27 protein-coding genes and 1 tRNA gene are annotated in these 17,348 nt (G+C 53.6%); 12 read left to right on the forward strand and 16 right to left on the reverse strand.

The features are described 5' to 3' along the window. Window position 1: 1 nt before the first annotated feature. From BUA93_RS08075 to BUA93_RS08145, 16 genes are all read right to left on the reverse strand, one after another. Window positions 2–712 carry a phage baseplate protein gene (locus BUA93_RS08075; RefSeq protein WP_072978663.1) on the reverse strand — a complete coding sequence of 237 codons (711 nt, stop codon included), beginning with the start codon at window positions 710–712 and terminating at the stop codon, window positions 2–4. After that, window positions 709–2,613, reverse strand: coding sequence for a phage tail tape measure protein (locus BUA93_RS08080; protein ID WP_072978664.1), 1,905 nt, complete (start codon window positions 2,611–2,613; stop codon window positions 709–711). The genes BUA93_RS08075 and BUA93_RS08080 overlap by 4 nt, the downstream gene beginning before the upstream one ends. Window positions 2,614–2,616: 3 nt before the next feature. Then, a complete protein-coding gene (locus BUA93_RS08085) occupies window positions 2,617–2,826 on the reverse strand; it encodes a hypothetical protein (RefSeq protein WP_072978665.1) in 210 nt (69 codons plus the stop codon). 59 nt (window positions 2,827–2,885) lie between these two features. Continuing rightward, complete coding sequence (locus BUA93_RS08090) at window positions 2,886–3,284, reverse strand: phage tail assembly chaperone (RefSeq protein ID WP_072978666.1); 399 nt, start codon at window positions 3,282–3,284, stop codon at window positions 2,886–2,888. Between the two features lie 3 nt (window positions 3,285–3,287). Beyond that, window positions 3,288–3,701 (reverse strand): hypothetical protein, encoded by a 414-nt coding sequence (locus tag BUA93_RS08095; protein ID WP_139257894.1) that lies wholly within the window; start codon window positions 3,699–3,701, stop codon window positions 3,288–3,290. A gap of 12 nt (window positions 3,702–3,713) precedes the next feature. Then, on the reverse strand, window positions 3,714–4,898 hold the full coding sequence (locus tag BUA93_RS08100) for a DUF3383 family protein (protein ID WP_072978668.1): 1,185 nt from the start codon (window positions 4,896–4,898) through the stop codon (window positions 3,714–3,716). Between the two features lie 3 nt (window positions 4,899–4,901). Then, a complete protein-coding gene (locus BUA93_RS08105; RefSeq protein WP_072978669.1) occupies window positions 4,902–5,384 on the reverse strand; it encodes a phage neck terminator protein in 483 nt (160 codons plus the stop codon). Continuing rightward, window positions 5,381–5,755, reverse strand: a complete 375-nt coding sequence (locus BUA93_RS08110) for a head-tail adaptor protein (RefSeq protein WP_139257895.1) — start codon at window positions 5,753–5,755, stop codon at window positions 5,381–5,383. Before BUA93_RS08110 ends, BUA93_RS08105 begins: the two co-directional genes overlap by 4 nt. Next, a complete protein-coding gene (locus BUA93_RS08115) occupies window positions 5,727–6,131 on the reverse strand; it encodes a DUF4054 domain-containing protein (RefSeq protein ID WP_072978671.1) in 405 nt (134 codons plus the stop codon). The genes BUA93_RS08110 and BUA93_RS08115 overlap by 29 nt, the downstream gene beginning before the upstream one ends. A gap of 5 nt (window positions 6,132–6,136) precedes the next feature. Then, the gene (locus tag BUA93_RS08120) at window positions 6,137–6,481 is read right to left on the reverse strand and encodes a hypothetical protein (RefSeq protein WP_072978672.1); all 345 of its coding nucleotides are present in this window, start codon (window positions 6,479–6,481) and stop codon (window positions 6,137–6,139) included. Window positions 6,482–6,566: 85 nt separating this feature from the next. Beyond that, window positions 6,567–7,481: a major capsid family protein gene (locus tag BUA93_RS08125; RefSeq protein WP_072978673.1), complete on the reverse strand. Its 915-nt coding sequence runs from the start codon at window positions 7,479–7,481 to the stop codon at window positions 6,567–6,569. 11 nt (window positions 7,482–7,492) lie between these two features. After that, window positions 7,493–7,987 (reverse strand): structural cement protein Gp24, encoded by a 495-nt coding sequence (locus BUA93_RS08130; protein WP_139257896.1) that lies wholly within the window; start codon window positions 7,985–7,987, stop codon window positions 7,493–7,495. Between the two features lie 2 nt (window positions 7,988–7,989). Next, the gene (locus tag BUA93_RS08135; RefSeq protein WP_072978675.1) at window positions 7,990–9,117 is read right to left on the reverse strand and encodes a DUF2213 domain-containing protein; all 1,128 of its coding nucleotides are present in this window, start codon (window positions 9,115–9,117) and stop codon (window positions 7,990–7,992) included. Window positions 9,118–9,316: 199 nt separating this feature from the next. Next, window positions 9,317–9,883: a hypothetical protein gene (locus tag BUA93_RS08140; RefSeq protein WP_072978676.1), complete on the reverse strand. Its 567-nt coding sequence runs from the start codon at window positions 9,881–9,883 to the stop codon at window positions 9,317–9,319. Window positions 9,884–10,180: 297 nt separating this feature from the next. Further along, on the reverse strand, window positions 10,181–10,351 hold the full coding sequence (locus tag BUA93_RS16235; protein WP_175547398.1) for a hypothetical protein: 171 nt from the start codon (window positions 10,349–10,351) through the stop codon (window positions 10,181–10,183). 99 nt (window positions 10,352–10,450) lie between these two features. Then, on the reverse strand, window positions 10,451–10,762 hold the full coding sequence (locus BUA93_RS08145; protein ID WP_072978677.1) for a helix-turn-helix transcriptional regulator: 312 nt from the start codon (window positions 10,760–10,762) through the stop codon (window positions 10,451–10,453). A 278-nt stretch (window positions 10,763–11,040) separates the two neighbouring features. Here BUA93_RS08145 and BUA93_RS08150 point away from each other — a divergent pair, with 278 nt between their 5' ends. The 12 genes from BUA93_RS08150 to BUA93_RS16245 all read left to right on the forward strand — a co-directional run bounded on the left by BUA93_RS08150 (window position 11,041) and on the right by BUA93_RS16245 (window position 17,207). Next, entirely contained in the window at window positions 11,041–11,502 is a 462-nt protein-coding gene (locus BUA93_RS08150; RefSeq protein ID WP_072978678.1) for a hypothetical protein, read from the forward strand. Continuing rightward, the gene (locus BUA93_RS08155) at window positions 11,495–11,761 is read left to right on the forward strand and encodes a hypothetical protein (protein ID WP_072978679.1); all 267 of its coding nucleotides are present in this window, start codon (window positions 11,495–11,497) and stop codon (window positions 11,759–11,761) included. Before BUA93_RS08150 ends, BUA93_RS08155 begins: the two co-directional genes overlap by 8 nt. Then, a complete protein-coding gene (locus tag BUA93_RS08160) occupies window positions 11,758–12,036 on the forward strand; it encodes a hypothetical protein (RefSeq protein ID WP_072978680.1) in 279 nt (92 codons plus the stop codon). Before BUA93_RS08155 ends, BUA93_RS08160 begins: the two co-directional genes overlap by 4 nt. 8 nt (window positions 12,037–12,044) lie before the next feature. Then, a complete protein-coding gene (locus tag BUA93_RS16240; RefSeq protein ID WP_175547399.1) occupies window positions 12,045–12,203 on the forward strand; it encodes a hypothetical protein in 159 nt (52 codons plus the stop codon). Next, the gene (locus tag BUA93_RS08165) at window positions 12,196–12,396 is read left to right on the forward strand and encodes a hypothetical protein (protein WP_072978681.1); all 201 of its coding nucleotides are present in this window, start codon (window positions 12,196–12,198) and stop codon (window positions 12,394–12,396) included. Before BUA93_RS16240 ends, BUA93_RS08165 begins: the two co-directional genes overlap by 8 nt. 20 nt (window positions 12,397–12,416) lie before the next feature. Beyond that, window positions 12,417–13,265, forward strand: coding sequence for a phage recombination protein Bet (gene bet, locus BUA93_RS08170; RefSeq protein WP_072978682.1), 849 nt, complete (start codon window positions 12,417–12,419; stop codon window positions 13,263–13,265). Further along, window positions 13,265–14,323 carry a hypothetical protein gene (locus BUA93_RS08175; protein WP_072978683.1) on the forward strand — a complete coding sequence of 353 codons (1,059 nt, stop codon included), beginning with the start codon at window positions 13,265–13,267 and terminating at the stop codon, window positions 14,321–14,323. Before bet ends, BUA93_RS08175 begins: the two co-directional genes overlap by 1 nt. Before the next feature lie 76 nt (window positions 14,324–14,399). Then, window positions 14,400–14,470, forward strand: a tRNA-Thr gene (locus BUA93_RS08180). A gap of 384 nt (window positions 14,471–14,854) precedes the next feature. Further along, on the forward strand, window positions 14,855–15,400 hold the full coding sequence (locus BUA93_RS08185) for a hypothetical protein (RefSeq protein WP_072978684.1): 546 nt from the start codon (window positions 14,855–14,857) through the stop codon (window positions 15,398–15,400). After that, window positions 15,401–16,585 carry a PcfJ domain-containing protein gene (locus BUA93_RS08190; RefSeq protein WP_072978685.1) on the forward strand — a complete coding sequence of 395 codons (1,185 nt, stop codon included), beginning with the start codon at window positions 15,401–15,403 and terminating at the stop codon, window positions 16,583–16,585. After that, complete coding sequence (locus BUA93_RS08195; protein WP_072978686.1) at window positions 16,585–17,037, forward strand: hypothetical protein; 453 nt, start codon at window positions 16,585–16,587, stop codon at window positions 17,035–17,037. The genes BUA93_RS08190 and BUA93_RS08195 overlap by 1 nt, the downstream gene beginning before the upstream one ends. Next, window positions 17,037–17,207, forward strand: a complete 171-nt coding sequence (locus tag BUA93_RS16245) for a hypothetical protein (protein WP_175547400.1) — start codon at window positions 17,037–17,039, stop codon at window positions 17,205–17,207. Before BUA93_RS08195 ends, BUA93_RS16245 begins: the two co-directional genes overlap by 1 nt. Window positions 17,208–17,348 lie beyond the last annotated feature (141 nt).

Below are 17,348 nucleotides of genomic sequence, written 5' to 3' on the forward strand. Positions count from 1 at the left end.
TCTACCCCTTCGGAGTTATGGTCTGCGGGTTCAGGCCGTCCTTGTAAATCATCGTGGAAGCCTTCTCCACCGCCGACACCTTGCCATTATTCTTCTTTTCGGACAACTTTCTCTGCGGTTCTGTCTCCTGCTTTGGCGGTGCCGGAGGGTTCCACGTAGCCTCCACCGTCTTCGTCTGCGTCCTCGCCGTTCGCACCTCACGGAGCTTCATCGTGAACTTGACACTTTCGCCGTCGTCTGGGCCACGGTCGAACGATACGCTCTCGATGACCATGCGCTCGTAGACTTCTAGGGCCGTCACCAGGCGGACCGTGTTCCTACGGCGTGCAATTTCCTTCAGCTTTTCAAGCCTTTCCCTTGACGTGTTCGTGACAGCCTGTTGGCCTTCCACGTTGATGATGTCGGGTTCCTCTACGATTTCGCCCTTGTCGTCCACATACGCCTGCGCACTCCCTATCGGATGGTTGGTGAACATGCCCGTGACGCTAACGGTACGGAGCCGCTCGGACACATGGTCCGAAATCGTCGAGCCGTTTTCCACGGCATGGTCAGATATGTCGAACTCAAGCTCGTGGCTTTCGTCCACGAGCAGGTCGAACGGAAGTTCTGACAGTCCGAAACTTTCATCCTGGAAAAAAAGCGACCCCTGCACGACGCTTGGCGACGGCTTTTCCTGGAAAAGGCTTGCAACCTGCTTTACGAATCCTATCATAATGCGAGCGCCTTTGCCCCTTCGGAGCGTGTAATCATGCTGAGGTTCGAGGTCAGGAGCATCCTGAGGTTTTCCTTGATGGCCTTGGCCATCAGGTCGGAATTTGCCTCGATGTTGTTAGTGTAGTTGATGTTCGTGATGTTGGTGTCGCCCTTCGTGAGCCCTGCCAGTTCCTTGTTCATCTGTTCTTGCAGGTTCATTTCCTGAGAGCCTTTTCCCGACGCACCCACTGCGTTCATCTTGGCAGTAGCCGAATCCGCCTTGGCTCTCCACGTCCGCTTGTCGAACTCGTACTTCATCCAGTCAATCTGCCCCTGGCTAAGACCGGCGAACATCATGCCCACCCTCGGATCGCGGACGTTGTTCAAGTCAATGCCGGACGGGATAGACGACATTTTTCCGCGTGCTACAGCGATTTCCTCGGAACTTAGACCCAGTTTCTTCTGAAATTCCTGCGCGGAGCTCACATGCCGCATCGCTTCGGAAAAATCCGCATAATGATGGTCACGGTCAATGCGCTTGCTTTCTTCGCCCAGGTATTCCTTGCCAGCCTTCGCCGCCTCTGCAATCTTCTCGATAGCCCAAACGGTCAATGCCATTAGACCGCCCTTGGCTATACCGGACATGGCCTTGCCCATCACCTTGACGGCGGCCCCCATTTCGAGGGCACTTGTCCTAGCCTGGAACATTGCAGGGCCGATCAGCTTCATCGCCGTTACGAATGCCATGATTTCAACCGGGGCCTTGGCGAAAAGGTTGATGGCATCCGTAAGCGCCTGGAACGTATTCGCGATTTCATTCTTTCTCGAAATCACTACTTCGATGAACCGCTTGATAAGGTTACCCAGCGAGTTGAAAAAATCCTTGATTAACGGAAGATTCTTGCGCACCTCCGCGGCCAGTTCTCCCAAAACAGGCAACAGCATCTTGCCTACATCCTCGCGGAGGTCGCCGATGTCATTCTTCAGCTGCAGGATTTTTCCTTCGTCGGTGCTGGCAAATTCTTCTGCGAGGCCCTTCCAGTCCTTGAGGGCATTCTCGAGGGCGGTTACTTTCAGGTCTTCAAGGCTTTTCCCCTCGTTTTCCTTGAGCCATTTCAGGAGTTCCTTGTCGTCGTTCGAGAGTTTCAGTTCACCTGTTTTCTTGTCACGGGCTACATTCCCTTTTTCCAGGTCTTCCTTTAGCTTCATCGCGGCAGAAATCTGTTCCAGCTCCGAAGTGTCGAAGCCCTTCCTGCGCATCGCCTCGTATGTGCCGTCGAAAGCCTTGCCCAATCCTGTAGCGAGATTAGTCATGGCCTCGGGCGACATTTCGGCCCCGCCGGTCATGCCCATCGAGTAATCGGCCAACAGGCCCATCATGCGCTTGAGCTGTTGCGAGTTCCTCACGTATGTCGAAAGTTCCGCCGCACCCGCAATCATCGCCTCATCGCCGATGGTAGTGCGTTTCTGCAATTCCGAGGCAGCATTCTTGATGTAGCCGGAGGCCTCGCCCATGCCGTTGTTCTTCAGCACTGTGTCGAGCATCAGTTCCTGGCGTTTCTGTGCCGAATACGCGGCAATGCTCCCCTTGCCGAAGCCGATGAGCTTGGAGATTCCCTGGAATCCCGCATAGGCGGCCACCGCCCCCTTGATGGCCCCGGTAAGCCCGCCGAAGCTCTTCGAGAGCCTGTCGGTTTCCTTGGCAGCATCCTTGCTGGCCTTGCCTATTTTCTCGGTCTCGGAAGCAGTCTTCCTCGCTTCGTTCCCGGCCTTCTTTATCCCCTTTTCAAGGTTCGCCGTCGGGTCCTTTCCGCTCCCGCCTTCACCGAAGGCGGCACGCATACGCTCTATGGCAGCGCGAAGGTCGCTGTCGTCCACCTTGAACTTGATAACCTGTACAAAAGAATTCTCGTCAGCCATTCGTCACCTTCCCTGCTGGTTTTCGCGCTGGTAGAACTCGCCCCAAGCGCTCTTGTAGTCGTTCTTCATCGATAGGAACGCCCCGAAACTCACCATCCGCTCGAAAGTCCACTCCCGCTCTATATCAGAAAGCGGAATATGCGCCTCTCCGACAATCCGCCAAATGAGCGCATACTCCGCCGCGCCGCCTTCCAGCGTTCCCACGTCTCCCAACGCCTCGATGTTCGACGAGTCGGTCGCGCTGAATGCGGCTACGATAGGGTTGGAGTAGTTCAGCCTCCACTCTGTTCCGTTTTCGGGGCCAGTGCGAAAGGGGTCAGCTTTTCCTCCTTCCATACTCGGATCAGAACGGTGTAGAGTCCGCCCATGTTCCCGGCAAAGTGTTCGGCAATCGCGTCCATGTCGGAAAGGGACACGTTCTTCTTGCCCGGAGTCACCACCGTGACACGGCCGAGCGTCGTTTCCACGAGCCAGCGGTACTCGCTGTCGCCCATGTCCGAAAGTGCGCCCGAAAGCATCGCGAATGCGGCCATGTCGTCGTCTCCGGTGAAGGCAGAAGCCATGCGCCCGACAAGACCGAGAACCTTGCGGTCAAGGTTTATCGCCGTGAACCCGGTATGCGGAAGGAGCTGGTATTCCTCGTCGCCGACCTTGAAGTTTATCGGGGTCATCCGCTATGCCCCCTCGAAAGCGGCTTCCGCCTTGACCCTCAGCACCACGGTACGCGGCTGTGCCTGGCGGCCCTTGGTGGCGTCGCCCATGCTCTCGATCCACGCCTGACCCATCAGCACGTATGCGCCGTTGAGGTCGGTAATGGCGAAGGGGAACGGGCCAGCGCCGGCCTTCTCGTCGGAAATGCGGAGCGTCTCGATTGCGTTGAGCTGCGGGCTTGTCTGCATCATCGGAAGGTTCACCGTGTAGAGGTTGCGCACCATGCGGGAGCGCTCGATTGCACCGTTGGAGCCTTCCACGACTTCAAATTCCGGCCCTTCCTTGGTGATGGTCGGGTCGCCGTTGAAGTCGGTCAGGGAGATGCCGTTCAGCGAAATGTTGACCTTGGTGTGGTCGTAGGTATTGAACATCGACATGGAAAATCCTCCTTAAAGAGTGACCTGCAGGGAAACCTGCACGACGGTGTGGATGGAGTTCATTCTTGCGTAGCGGCCAGTAATGAGCGGCAGGTTGCGCTTGCGGACATCCTCGGCGTAGTTCGCCACGAGGTAGCTGTAGGGCTTGTAGTCCACGCTCGCGGAACCTTCCATCACGTACTGGTGGACCGTGTCGGCGGCAGTGTTCAGCACGTTGAGCACGGCGGCGGCAACAGCCGCTATGCCTGCATCGTCGTAGTTCACGCCGTTGCCGTCGTTGCCTTCTCCCAGGAGCTGGTAGATGCGGCTCTGTGCGTTGAAACGGATCCAGTCGTCCTTTACGATCTGGTCGATGAACCTCTCGTTGCTTGAAGTCGTACCCATGAACAGGCGGGACTCGCCAGAAACCTTGGTGTAGATGTTGTAGCCGCCGTCGATACACTCGTTGTAGCTTTCCACACTGTAGGAATCCGGTGTAACGCCCTTGCACTTCTTGTGCGCGAAGGTGCCCTTGGCGGAATCGCTTGCGCAACGGAGGGCCACGATGGCCACGGGCAGGTATTCCCAGGAAATTTCGACGGTGGTGGTCTCGGTCCCGTCGGTGGTGACGCTCTTTGCTGCATGGTCGATCCATCCGGCGGGCTTCGTGGTCGAAGTCGTCACGGTGGTTTCCTTGGTTTCGGAATCGTACACGGTCGTGGTGACGGAGTTCATTTCTGTATGCAGGTAGAGGGCCACTCGGTCATAACCGGCATCAGCACGACCGTCAAGACCCGCCTTGTCGGCAGCCTTGATCTGGATGTGGGCGACCTTCTTCACGTCGGCAAGCCATTCGTGCCAAGACTTGATGTCGTTCAGAGAAACGGCGGTGTCGTCGGAAGCATAGACAATGTGGTAGAAGTCGAAATTCTCGGCAGCGGCCTGGACTGCGGCAAGTGCATCGCTACCCGCCGGAATGCAGACCACACGGGACGGCTGGGAGTCCTGGGCGAAGAATGCCTTGACCATCTGGTAAAGCTCGGAATCCTCGCCGAAGGCGTCCTTCGCCCCGCTCAGGGATGCAATTTCTTTTGCATCGGTGGAACCCGAAGCCCCGGTCTTTCCGACAAGGGCCATGGTGTTAACGTCCACCGTGGTGACGCTCGAAATGGCGTCCTGGATGGAAATCTTGACAATCTGGTCGATAATCTGAGCCATTGTCTATTCTCCTGTTAGTGTTAAAGGTTCGACGCTCTCGATTCTCGGAACGTCCTGTAAAATCTCGTCCGCGAAGTTCACACGCATCGTGAACCTCCACTGCCTTACTACAAACTCGCCGTCAAAGGTGTCTATCGGCAGGATGCTCGTAAAGTCCCACACGGCAAACCCGCCCTCAGCGACGGCACTGTCGCGGAAATCCTTGCGCTGGACCAGGTTTCGCACCATCCTGAGCGTCTCGCCGTCGCCCTCGACCTCGATGAATGCCACAGTAGCCACCTGCTCGAAAGCGAACCTCGCGTTGTCACCGGGCGGCGGCTGCATCTCGGAGCCGTGCTGTTCCACCTGCTCGACCCTCACCGCGATGTACTTGCCCACCGGGGCCGGTATGTTGGACGGGGCCTTTACAAAGGGGCAGTCCATGAGCTGGTGCTCGTTGAAGTAGTGGCAGATTGCGCCCTTGATGTCTTCCACGATGGAACTCACGCCACCCCCTGCAACGCTTCGGGAACCTGCGACGGCGGAACCAGGCACGCGATATACTTCCAGTGGTTTATCAGGTCATTCTGGTTCGGCAGCTCGTCTACAAGCTCATAAAGGTATTCGCCACACTTGACATAGCCAAGTCCCGAACCGTCCTCGGCGCGGAAATCGAGCCGTTCGGTGCTGTACACCTTGACCGTTCCCGTGTTGCGGCTCAATGCCACGGCTGGGACAGTTTCCTTGCCATTCAACGGCTGCACCGTACCGCGCACGGAGCGCACGGAGACTTCGCCATATACCGCATTGCCGTACGAATCGGTCGTGGGCTTCGGCATACTCAAGAAGCTAAAACGGCGATTGAACAGCGTCGCCACCGTCGAACCCTCCGCAGCAAGAAATTCCCGTCACTCCCGGCCTGTGGGAGTACTGCTCCAGAAGCGTCGCGAACTCCTGGCCATACGTCGATGCAGAAAGGTCGCCATTGCCGGATCCACCGCTCCCGTAACTTACGGACAGGTCGCCTTCGCGCTTGCTGGTGACGGCTCCTGCCGCTCCGTCGGCGGCCAGACCTTCGAGGAACGCCTTGTGCATGACCATGAGCGAGAGCGCATAGACGTAGGCCTTGTCGAAGTAGCACCGCGAGACGCGGTACCCTGCCGCCTCGATCCACGCTTCCAGCCGCGGGCTATCGGCCACTTCCGCCGTCAGGAAGGCAAGCAGCTTTTCACGTTCTGCATCGGTAAGGTTCATGGCGACTATTCTCCGTCTTCCTGTTCCTTCTTTTCCATTTCGGCCTTCTTGGCCTTGGCTTCCGCATCGATGGCATCCAGCTGCTTCTTGCGATTACCCGCGGCCTTCTTCACGTTCTCGTCCTTGGGCGCGGTCTTCGCGATTTCATCGACGATGGACTGGGTGTTGGCCTTCTGCACGGCCTTCACGGCGTTGTCGGATTCCTCGATGTCGCCGTTTTCGATGTACGCCCTGAACTGTGGGTATGCGTTGCCGTCGATTTCATCCACCACGTTGCTGCCGGGAAGCAGCATCGTCTTCCCGAACATGATACAACGCTTGGTGCCGTTGATGTAGATTTTCTTTGCCATAAAATTTTACTCCAGAAATTTTTGATTGATAAAAGAACCCCAGGATTTGGCGGGTTTTACCCCGCCTCGTTCCTGGAGAAACGAATTACAGGCCGTCGGCGTAGAGGATGCCCTTCGGGTTCTTGATGACCGTGCCGCCGATACGTGCATAGCAAGGCACCTTGTAATGCAGGGCATGGGGCTGGGCTTCCTTCTGGACGAACGGCTCGGGGAGCACGAACGAGAGGATGGAAGCGGACTTCTTGTAGAACACCGCGCGGTTCACTCCGTTTTCACCGGCACCGTCAAGCAGGCGGGATTCTTCCCAGTTCACGATTCCGAGTTCACGGAAGAGCGTCTTGAGGTACGCCAGGATGGTAGTGCCGTCGTACTGGCTCACGCGGGTTGTCGTCACGTGGCTGTAGGCGTCGTGCGGAAGGATGATGGTATCGAAGGTGATGGTGCCCTTGTTGAGCGTGTAGGCAGCATCGACAAGTGCGTTCACGTCCTTCACGATTTCGTCGAGGGTCTTGGTCTTCCAGGTGGTGGTAGTCGCTGCACCTGCGGCCACGTTTTCGACCGTCACGTTGGCATTGTTGAAGAGGCCCGTGACGCCCTGTTCGTCGTCACCGACGAGAAGAACGCGGTCGACCTTTTCGTCGATCTTGCGGCGTGCGGTTTCGGCACGGTCGCGGGAGACGTCGACTCCGGCAGTGAGCCACTGGAGCAACTCGAATTCCGAGTAGGAATAGGAATCGCCGAGGGTCTTGATGCCGATGGTTTCGAGTTTCATCAGGCGTTCGACCGGCGGAAGGTCGTCGGCGTAGTCGGAAATGAACTTCGCCATGCCCACTTCGGAAACGACCCTGTAGGCCCAGCTCATAATCCACGGGGCGATACCGCCCTGTGCCGGGATGAAGGTGGTGGCCTTCAGTGCTTCGCGTTCGAGGCCGTAGGTCTCGTTGGCGATGACACCGAAGAGCTGGAGAATGGTTGCTTGCTGTTTAGCGTTAAAAGCCATGGTTTACCTCCTTAAGCGATTTCGAGCTCAGCGAGCTGACCGTCTGCGGCGTTGGACTTGAACACGCCGCCAGTGATGGCGGTAGCCCCGCTGGAAGTCGCGGTAATGGCAAAGTTAGTGTCGTTGACATAGGCGGCCTGACCAGCGAGGACCTCGCCGAGGACGCGGACCCAGAGACGGCCCTTCTTGAGCACGTTCACCTGGTCGCCCTGACCGTAGCCTTCGCATCCGAGGCCGTCGAACTGTGTACGTGCGGCGATGCCGACGAAGTATGCGTCCGGATCGGGTACGGTTGCACCCTCTTCCGCACCTTCGGTTTCATCGGGAACGGTAGGCATTTCTGCCCACACCTTTCCCGGAACGCCCTTCTTGGCGAACAGCGCGAAGCCGCCGCCAGAATTCTTGGTTCCCTGGAGGAACCCGCTCTCGATGGAGTGCGGCACTAACGGGAAAATCAGTCCCGGAACGCCCACGGTTTCGTTAAAGTCTGCATTTTCGATAGACATGGTCATGCCTCCTTCTTGGTTTTGCCAAAGATGGCGTCGCACATGGCCTTATGCGCGGCTTCGTGGTCCGAGTCCTGCACGTTCGGCATGTGGCTAAAGTCGTTAGCCATCGGGTTCTTGTCGTTGCCATTGGTATCACCCACGGAATCAAGGTGAATCAGGGCGGAATCGTAGACCACGGCCACGTATTCGGCGCTCTTGTCCTTCAGGTCCATCTTGTCGCCGAAAGCCTTGGCGACGACGGCCTTCTTGATGTCTAGGGCGGAATCGGTCGTCTTCACCTCGCAGCCATGTTTCTTGGCCGTTTCGACGAGAGCGAGCTTCTCGTCAGCAAGACGGGCGATTTCGGCCTCGTCCTTCCGGGATTCCTTGAGGGTCTTGACTTCGGCCTGGGCCGCGTCACGTTCTGCCGTCACCTTGTCGAGTTCGGCCTTGTGGGCGGCTTCGGAATCGGCGAGCTGCTTTTCCAGCCCGGCGACCTTCGCGGCCACGGCCTCGTCGCATTCGTAAACGGCACCGTCAATGATGATTTTCTTCATTGCGCTGTCCTTTGCAGGTTCCTTACCTGCGGTTTTGTCGTTGAAAAATCTTTCGCCGTCGGCGGAGTCGCCGATGCTGAAATTCACGTTGTCGCCAGCACGACCGGCATAGACAAGTGCGACATGGTTGTACTGGATGCCCTTCATGACCTCGTCGTACTGGGTACCCCTCCAATTGCCGGGTTCATTCAGGAGGTCCGCGACATCGTAGCCCATGCTAACGGCCTTGACCTCGCCACGCTCGATGGCGTCGAGAGCCTTCCGGTCGGTCACGGTGATGGTGAGCCACAAATCCAGACCGTCGAACTCTGCATCGTTTCCCGTGAAGCCCACCTGGTACTTCTTGATGTTGTCGGGAGAGATGTTCTCGCCTGGATGGCGAAGGGTCAGGGGCTTGGAGTTCGCGGAAGCCACGCTTTCGGGCTTGCCCACCTCGTCACGGGGGCGGAGTCGTCGCACCAGGCCGTTTTCGGTCCTGTAGGGGAACACTCCGGCGCAAGTGACGCGGATACGCCCCGTCAAATACCCTTCCGGGGTCCTGTGGAGCTTCTGAGGCTCGAAATCGGAATAGTCACGCAGTCCAAATGCCATACCCCAAAATTAGCCACGGAAACGCCCTTCCGAGCCACTTTTCCCAAACACCCAAACAAACACCCACAAACACCGAAAAACACGCTTGAAGCGCGGTTCTGCGCAAAAGAAAAGTGGTGCCAGCTAAAAAGCCAGCACCTATGAAACAGAAAAGCCCTGCAATGACGCAGGACCTTATCAAAGTTTGGTGAAGTCCGCTCTAGTATGCGTAGGTGAAGTTTCCTGCAAGTTCAGGCTTGAACACGGCCCTCATGCTCTCGATGAACAGTGCCGTCTTGATGCTGAACATCCTCAACCCCTCCTGCACCCTGTTCCTCTTCGCCACCTCAGGCGGGAGAGACTGCTTTTTCTTCGGACCCACATAAAAAACTTTAGGGGCAGACCCTACGGCCCGCCCCTTCTTGGGAGATGCTTTCTTTTCCTTTTTCGCCTTATGCGTTCCGGCCTTTGGCGGTTCCGCCTTGATTTCCGCTACCGGATGCTCGCAGGCGTCCGGCACGAAGCTGTAGCAGAAGTAAGTCCTGTCTCCCGATTCCTCGATGAGCAGCCCCCAGCACTGCCCCTGTTCCAGGTTGCGCTCAGGGTAGCACTGGATGGCGGATTCCGCATTTTCAACGTTCCTGAGCTTGTCTGTCACGCATTCCAGGTTGTCGATGCTCCTGACGATGTTCGCCAGTTTCTTACCCCTCACGTATCCGTCAACGATCCTGCAACCGTCCACGTCCCTCACGCCCAGCTTGAAGACCTTTCCTATTCTTTCGTTCATTGTGTCACCTCTTTCGCTTGCAGTGGCAACATCGCCGCCGCTCGTTAATAAATATAACTAACTAAATCAGATAAAGCAATAGCTTAAAACAAAAAAAGACCTTACTTTTTTCTTATCCGAAAAAAATGTCGCAAGACCCCTCAGACTCATACTGTTCCATAAAGGATAGTATTGTAAACATGAGTTGAGTATGAGGGTTATTTATATATAATTCTCTTATTCTTTATGAGTTATGAGTTATATATAAGGTTTGTATCGGTTTTGATTCAAATTGTACTTAAATATATACAAATTGTATTATTTCAATCTTTGCACAATGAATTCCGCTATTTTTTCGCAATCGGCATCAGATATAGTATTTTTCACTTCTATTCCAAAAAGTTCTTCTGCAGTCATTCCGTTTTCGAATAGTTTTTTCATCGTCTCGTAAGACGGCGCAACAGAACCGTTCGCAAGAAGAGTGACCATTGATCTTGATAATTTCAGTCTTTTCGACAATGTAGACTTTGACAATCCGGTCCTTTCGAAAAAAGACGAAAAGTCCATAGAATTCTTCTTTTCCATCCCCTAAACCCGCAGCAAATCAGTCAAAGCTAATCGTACAGCTTCCTTGAAATCATGGTTGACCGGATTAGGAAGATTATCCTTTTGCGGAGATGGAGACAACTTTTCTTTTACCGTTTCACCGAACATTTCTTCGAGAGTCATTCCCAAATTTATGAGCTTCACCAACGTAGAATAGTTTGGAGTCGATTTTTTCGCACACCAGTTCCCTATTGTAGTAACCTCAAAACCGAGCTCTTTAGCCAATTCTTTTCGGTCCCACCCCTTCCTAATCAGGAATTTATTGCAGTCGAAAAAAGATTCTTCATTTTCCATGTAAAAAATATGACAATAAAAACAAAATTTTTCAACTTTTTTCAAATAATTTCAAAAATTTTGTTCATTTTAACAAAAAATTTGTTATATTCTAACAAAAAATTTGTTTAATCCCAAATTTTTTGGAGATGTATGAAAAGTACAACAATAGGATTGACGCGGAAAGCTCTTGAGCTTGTCAAGAAAGAATCTCAACGGCTGAAGGAAAATGGATTGGCTGCTTCTACAACATCCGTTGCGTCCGAAGCCATTATCAAGTTTTTCGGGAATGAAAAGAAATGAAGAAAGTCTGGTGGGCAAAAGTTTTCTTCGACGATTTCTGCGCCCACTACTTTGCGAAAACGGATGACGAAATCGTGAAAGACGTCAAGCAGTCTATCAAGTCACTTCTCGAAAAGGACGGCTCCGGAAACAGTTTCGGGGCGAAGATGGTCAATGAGGCGACAAAGCGTGTGAACGCACTCTCCGAAACAAGGAGAGATGCTATAAACAAAAGATGGCATCCAGAAGAAGGGCGGAAAATGTTCGGCCAAGCAGCAGGATTCCCGACAGCGAGAGACATCTACGATTTTGCCAGCGTGAACGGTTTGAGCGAAGGCGATGCGAGGGACTTCTACGAGATGACCTTCGTTGAGCGCGGTGGGAAAGACAGGTTCGGAAACAATATCGACAACTGGCAGGGAGCCTGCAAGCGGTTCTGTGAGAGCAGGGCCGGAAAGAGGAACGGAAACGATGGATGAAACGACTGAAAAGAAAAAGCGCAACAGGCTACCGAACACTACCAGGCTCATTGCCGATGAAGAGTACATCTGCCCGGCATTGGCTGCAAAGTTCATCGGGTGCAGCCGTTCTACGCTCCAACAGATGATTGAACGCTCCAGGCACGGGCTACTGAAACCACCCCTGGAATGGTACAGGGACAAGCCGAAATCACCCATCTGGTTCAGGAAGGCTTTCCTGGTCGAATGGGCAAGGAAACGCGGGGCGATGCACGTATGATTGACGTCGAAGAACTGAAACGAACCATCAACATCCGGGAGACCGTCAAGCTCTACTTCATCACAATAGGGCGATACCACGACTTCCTGCAGTCATACGCAATGGAAATCGACAAGGAGCGAAGGAACTGGAGCTGGAGAAACGACAGCCTGCACGCTTCCACTGCGGCACAGCACGAACCGATTATAGAGAGAATCTGCGGACAGTGGTTTGGTTTCAACCCAAACAACCCGATGCACCCGATGAGGAAATTCTTCAACGAGCACTACAGATAGGAGAACGCATGAGCAACGAAAAACTATTCCTGGTATTTGCGCACTGGGAACCGCTCGGCATCATGACCATGCTCGACGCATTCCGCTGGAGCTGGAGCCAGGGCGCAGGGCATCACGTGATTATCGAATTTACACCGGTTAACGAAAAGGAGAAGTCCAATGGCTGAAAGGACTTACAAGAGCCGAAAGTCAAACACGACCTACATCGTGACAGGCGAACCGTCCAGGGCGTTCCTTCAGGCGACAGGAGAAATGGCGACTAGCAACAAGGTAATCAAGCAGATGGAGGACATCCGCAGGGGCGCCTACGATTTCGCAACCGTCGACTGGATGGCAAGACAGCTTTCTAACACGTTCTAATTCAAATGGAGAAACGAATCATGGAACAGAAAACAAACACCGCCGTGGCGGTATCCACGGAACAGAACAGGGTCACTCAGAAGCTCCTGATGGATTACCTGAAACAGACCAACTCGAACCTGCTCCCCAACGAGCAGGCCCAGTTCATGGCGATTGCCGGAACATTCAACCTCAACCCGTGGAAGCGGGAAGTCTACGCCGTGGCGTACGGACAGGGAAACGGTCGCAAGCTCAGCATCATCGTCGGCTACGAAGTCTACCTGAGGCGTGCCGAGGAGTTCCCCCAGTACGACGGGTACGAGACAAAGTTCTTCGGCGAGGGGGCGAACATGGGGTGCACCTGCACCGTTCACCGCAAGGACAGGAACCACCCCATCGGATCCACGGTATTCCTCCGCGAGTACTCGCAGAACAACCAGATGTGGAACACCAAGCCGCACGTGATGCTCGAAAAGGTCGCCATCGCCACGGCAATGCGCAGGGCCTTCCCCAGCGAGTTCAACGGCATGCCGTACTCCAAGGACGAACTTCCCGACAACATGACCAATGGTTCTGAGGTGCTTGACCAGCAGGGCTATGTCGAGGTGGCCCCGGATTCGCAGGAAACGCCCACCGAAGCCACGAACGCAGAAGGGGGTACCAAGGCACACACACCGCTCTCCGACGCACGCAGGGCAAAGTTCTACGAGTTTGTGGCAAGGGAAAACAGGCGTGTGGGCAAGGCGGCGTTCGACGCACTCCTTGAAAAGTACGGCGGCCTCGAAAGGCTGGTGGCCGACAGCGACCTCAGCACGAAATTCGCCCACGAAATCAGCGTTGTTCCCGACTACACCGCGACGGAAGTCAACGACGAGGAGGTGCCGTTATAATGGAAGACCTGTTTGAACAGAAGGATGCCGGAGTGACCGAAACCGCTTTGCTTACCGTGCAGGAAAGTGACAAGGAATGGACGCTTGTCGGTAAAATCGACAACTGGGAAGACTTCTTCATGGACGAATGCAACTTCCTGCCCGTGCTCAACTTTGCCAAGGAAAGGGCCAGGAACCTCGTCGCGGACCCCACCACCAAGGACGGCCAGATTACCAGGAAGGCGCTCGCGAAGCGCATCGGGCAGGTAGAAAAGGCCATCGCCGAGCGTGGACTGGAAGTGGCCAGAATCCTCAAGGAAAAACCAAAGAAAATCGATGCCGTCAGAAAAAGGGTGAAGGACTCGCTCACGGCGTACAAGGAAGAAGTACTCGCCCCGCTGAAGGAAATCGAGGCACGGCAGGCAGAAATCGTCGAAATCGACAATCTCCCCGCCCAGGGCATCGGTTGTGACAGCGAAGGTCTGAAACAGCTGCTCGAACAGATTGAATCCATGGCCAAGACACCGGAATACTGGAAAGAATCGGCAGCTGATGCAGAAAGTTCCGTAAGGGAAGCGAAACGGCAGCTCACCGACATGCTTGCAAGCGCAGAAAAGGCGGAGGCCGAAAAACGCGAGCTTGAAGAGCTGAGGGCGCAGAAAGAGGCCATGGAAAGGGCTGCAAGGGAAAAGGCAGAGGCCGAACTGAAAAAGGCCCAGGAAGAGGCGGCGAAAGCCAAGGCAGAGGCGGAACGCATCGCCAACGAAAAGGCGGAAGCCGAACGCAAGGCCAAGGAAGCCGAGGAAGCCGCAAGGCAGGCTGAAATCGCCAAGGCCGAGGCGGAACGGAAGGCTACAGAAGCCATGGCGAAACTCCCCGAAGAGGAAAGGGCTAAAGTAGACTCCCCATACGTTGAACCATTGTGGCCCGAGGACGAAAGGGAACGCAAACGCAAGGTCAACCGCGAGGCGCTCGCCAGGATGGTAGAACTTACAGGCGGTGACGAGACGATGGCGAAGGCTATCATCACGGCAATCGCAAGGAACGAGGTTCCCCATGTGAAGATGATGTACCTCTAGCCGGAAAATCCGGCACCACTCCTGCCGACTACGTGCGATGTTGCACACTTTGTTTCGGTGGTGGCAGGAGTGGTGATGGTTTTTAGCTCAACGGTAGAGCAGCGACGTAGTAAGCCGCAGATTCGGGTTCGACTCCCGAAAAACCGCTAGCCCGATGGGTGCAAGTTTACACACACGCCTATAAGTTCCGCACCCGGAGGGCGACAATTTTGCACGATGGCGGCATGAACAAACAACGAACAAACAAACTTTCAAACTTTCTTCTAAGGTCTGGTCGTTGCAATAAATTACACAAAACCGCCGCCGGAGTGCAAAAATCTTGAAAATCGCGTCGCCTATAACTGGACTTTAGGGACGCATCCACTAGGCAGGACATAACTGCCCAGCGGACCGGTGGCGAGGCGGCTTAAGTTGACTCCATTTTACTTTACCGCTTAGCCTTTCAGGCGGCATACAAGCAACGGATAGCTAGAGCCGATGAAGAAAGAGGTGACGCCACCGGATAGAAATTTTTTTGACCTGGAGAAACAAATGAAACCGACTAAAGAACAGATTGAAGCGTACAACGCCATGGCGAAGCAATCGCCGCAAACAATGGAATCCATCATCAGGGCGAACCTTGAAGAAAGTTGCCAGAAGTTCAAGGGGAACGAGGACAAGTTCGACCGTTGCATTCAACACCTCCGTGACTCAGTGCTCGAAATGCTCGGCGGTAGAAAAGCCGCCAAGAACAATCAGCTGTCAGGACCCATTCCCGCAGAAACATGCTTCCGAATCTGCCAAGATTATTTCAATGACGAGGTATGGAAGGCCGAGGACGAGGAAGAAGCCAAGAAGAAAGCCGAACAGGAAGAAAAGAAACGCAAGGAAAGCGAGAAACGGTCCAAGGCTGCGCATGGTAAGAAGTATCCGAAAACAGTTTCCATTTCTGCTTCCGTCGATGACGTTGAATCTGAATGTGATAACGAAGAAGATGAAGATGTAGTCGACAAGGATCTTGAAGACCGCAACGACCTCAAGGCAGAGTCCAAAACCTGCGAAGGTCAGCTTGACATGTTCGCAATGCTGGGGGTGTAGATGTACCGCTGTATATTTGAAGAACGGATTGAACTGGAGCAAGGCAAGCTGGTGCGCATCACTAACGCAAGATGGAATGGGAAGCGTTACGGCAGCGGCAACATGGATGTATTCAAGCTCTACGAAGACGGACGCAAGTGCTGCCGAAACCTTTGTTTTTGCTACTTAGGCGGCTACATGCTGGATGACATCGTGGATCCAGACGAAGTATGGTGCGAACCGCGTATTGAATGCAAGAGCTTAGTAGAAGGATTCAGAGACATTATTGACGATGAAGAAGTCCTGCTTATAAAGGACAAGTACCCCGGTTTCAGGTGGATGCTTGATAAGTGCAGAAACTATTGTGGCAGCATCGCTTTCATTTGGGAAGCCCTTGCAGCATGGAAACTTTGGCCCGAATGTGAAAGACTTGTAAACGGCGGATTCTACAAACTCGCCCTGAGCAGCGGTTTCGCCAAGTTGCCGTACCTGCAACAGCAAAAAATTGCAGAATGGCTAAAGCGCAACCCAAGAAGCGACTACGGCCTCAGAAAAATACAGACGATGATGTCAAAGAATCTTACTTCTGAAGAATACGATTTGATGAAGCGTAGGGTGTCTTTGGACTGCATCAAGTATTTTGGAACCCAGGTAAAGAAAGGTCTGTTTGAAACTCTCCTAATAACAAGTTGTATCTACGACGATTACATCAGAATGGCCAAAAGCCTGAACCATGACACGGAAAGCGATTACTGGAAATTTCCGAACGACCTTGTAAAGGCTCACGAAAAGGTCCTTGACGAAAATGCTCGCAAGGAAACGGCACGTCAAAAGGAGAAAATGACCCGGTATCGCAGAGCCGTCGAAAGATTCCTGCCCAAAAAATATGATTACGAAGGATTGACCGTCTATGTTCCGGAAAATTACGAAACAATCGACGCTCACGCGAGAGCCCTCCACCAGTGCCTCACATACGCAGACTACATCGGCAAAGTCTCGGACGGTAAATGCCTGCTTGTATTCATCAAGTGCGGCGATACGCCAAAGGCTACCGCCGAAATCCTTCCGGACGGAAAAGTCGGACAGTTCTACGGCGACGAAAAAGACCGTGATAATTGCCAGCCTGGCGAGAAAGAAATGAAAGCGCTTGATTTTTGGATGAAAAGGTTCAAGCCGAAAATCCGAAAGGTGAAGGAGGCTGCATAATGAAGAAGATTCTTGATATGGATGATACAGATGTATCGTATGTGGGAGGCGCCGAAACCATTATAGATGTCGACGCTACTGACACGGATCACAGCCGATACCACTACAACCCGGATTCGAACAGAAAGTATTACTTCCGGTACGGAATTGTTCTTCGGGTAGCTAAGTACAAAGGGAAACTTTTCTTCGGAATAGCAACTTACAGCGGTGAAAGTTTTTGTTCGCAACACGTCTCCGTAGACAAAGATTTCGACCTTGAAAAAAGGTTCTTGGAACTGGGCATGGAACCCCCAGAATGGACTTACCGAACAAGCGAGAGTATTGACATAGCCAAAGGAAAGGACGCCATTATCGACTTCGCTCGGGAATTTGTCAAGCGCAAAAAGGTAAAAGACGATAATGTAGATGCCTATGTTGAAAAGGTTGTCGCCAAGTTCAAGGAGATGCTGTAATGATGACTTACGTATGCGACAAGTGCCTTACAAACCGAAGTGACGAAGGCGACGTATATCACCTTACGGTTACAAAGATTGAGAATCGCAAGAATTTGACTAGCAAGATTATCATGGAAATTGACATCTGCGCTACGTGCTTAACGAAGATGATGGGAGAAAAGAAATGATTAAGACGCTCTCAAACATATTCATTTGGGGCGTCGCAATCGCTTTCACGATTGCCGCGTTCTGCACCTTCGCTGCGTGGGTGGTAGGAATGACGATTTGTCTTATGAGACTAATCAATGGCTGAACCGAACGCAAGGAGA

The sequence above is a fragment of the Fibrobacter sp. UWH4 genome (assembly GCF_900142475.1).
Lineage (GTDB): Bacteria > Fibrobacterota > Fibrobacteria > Fibrobacterales > Fibrobacteraceae > Fibrobacter.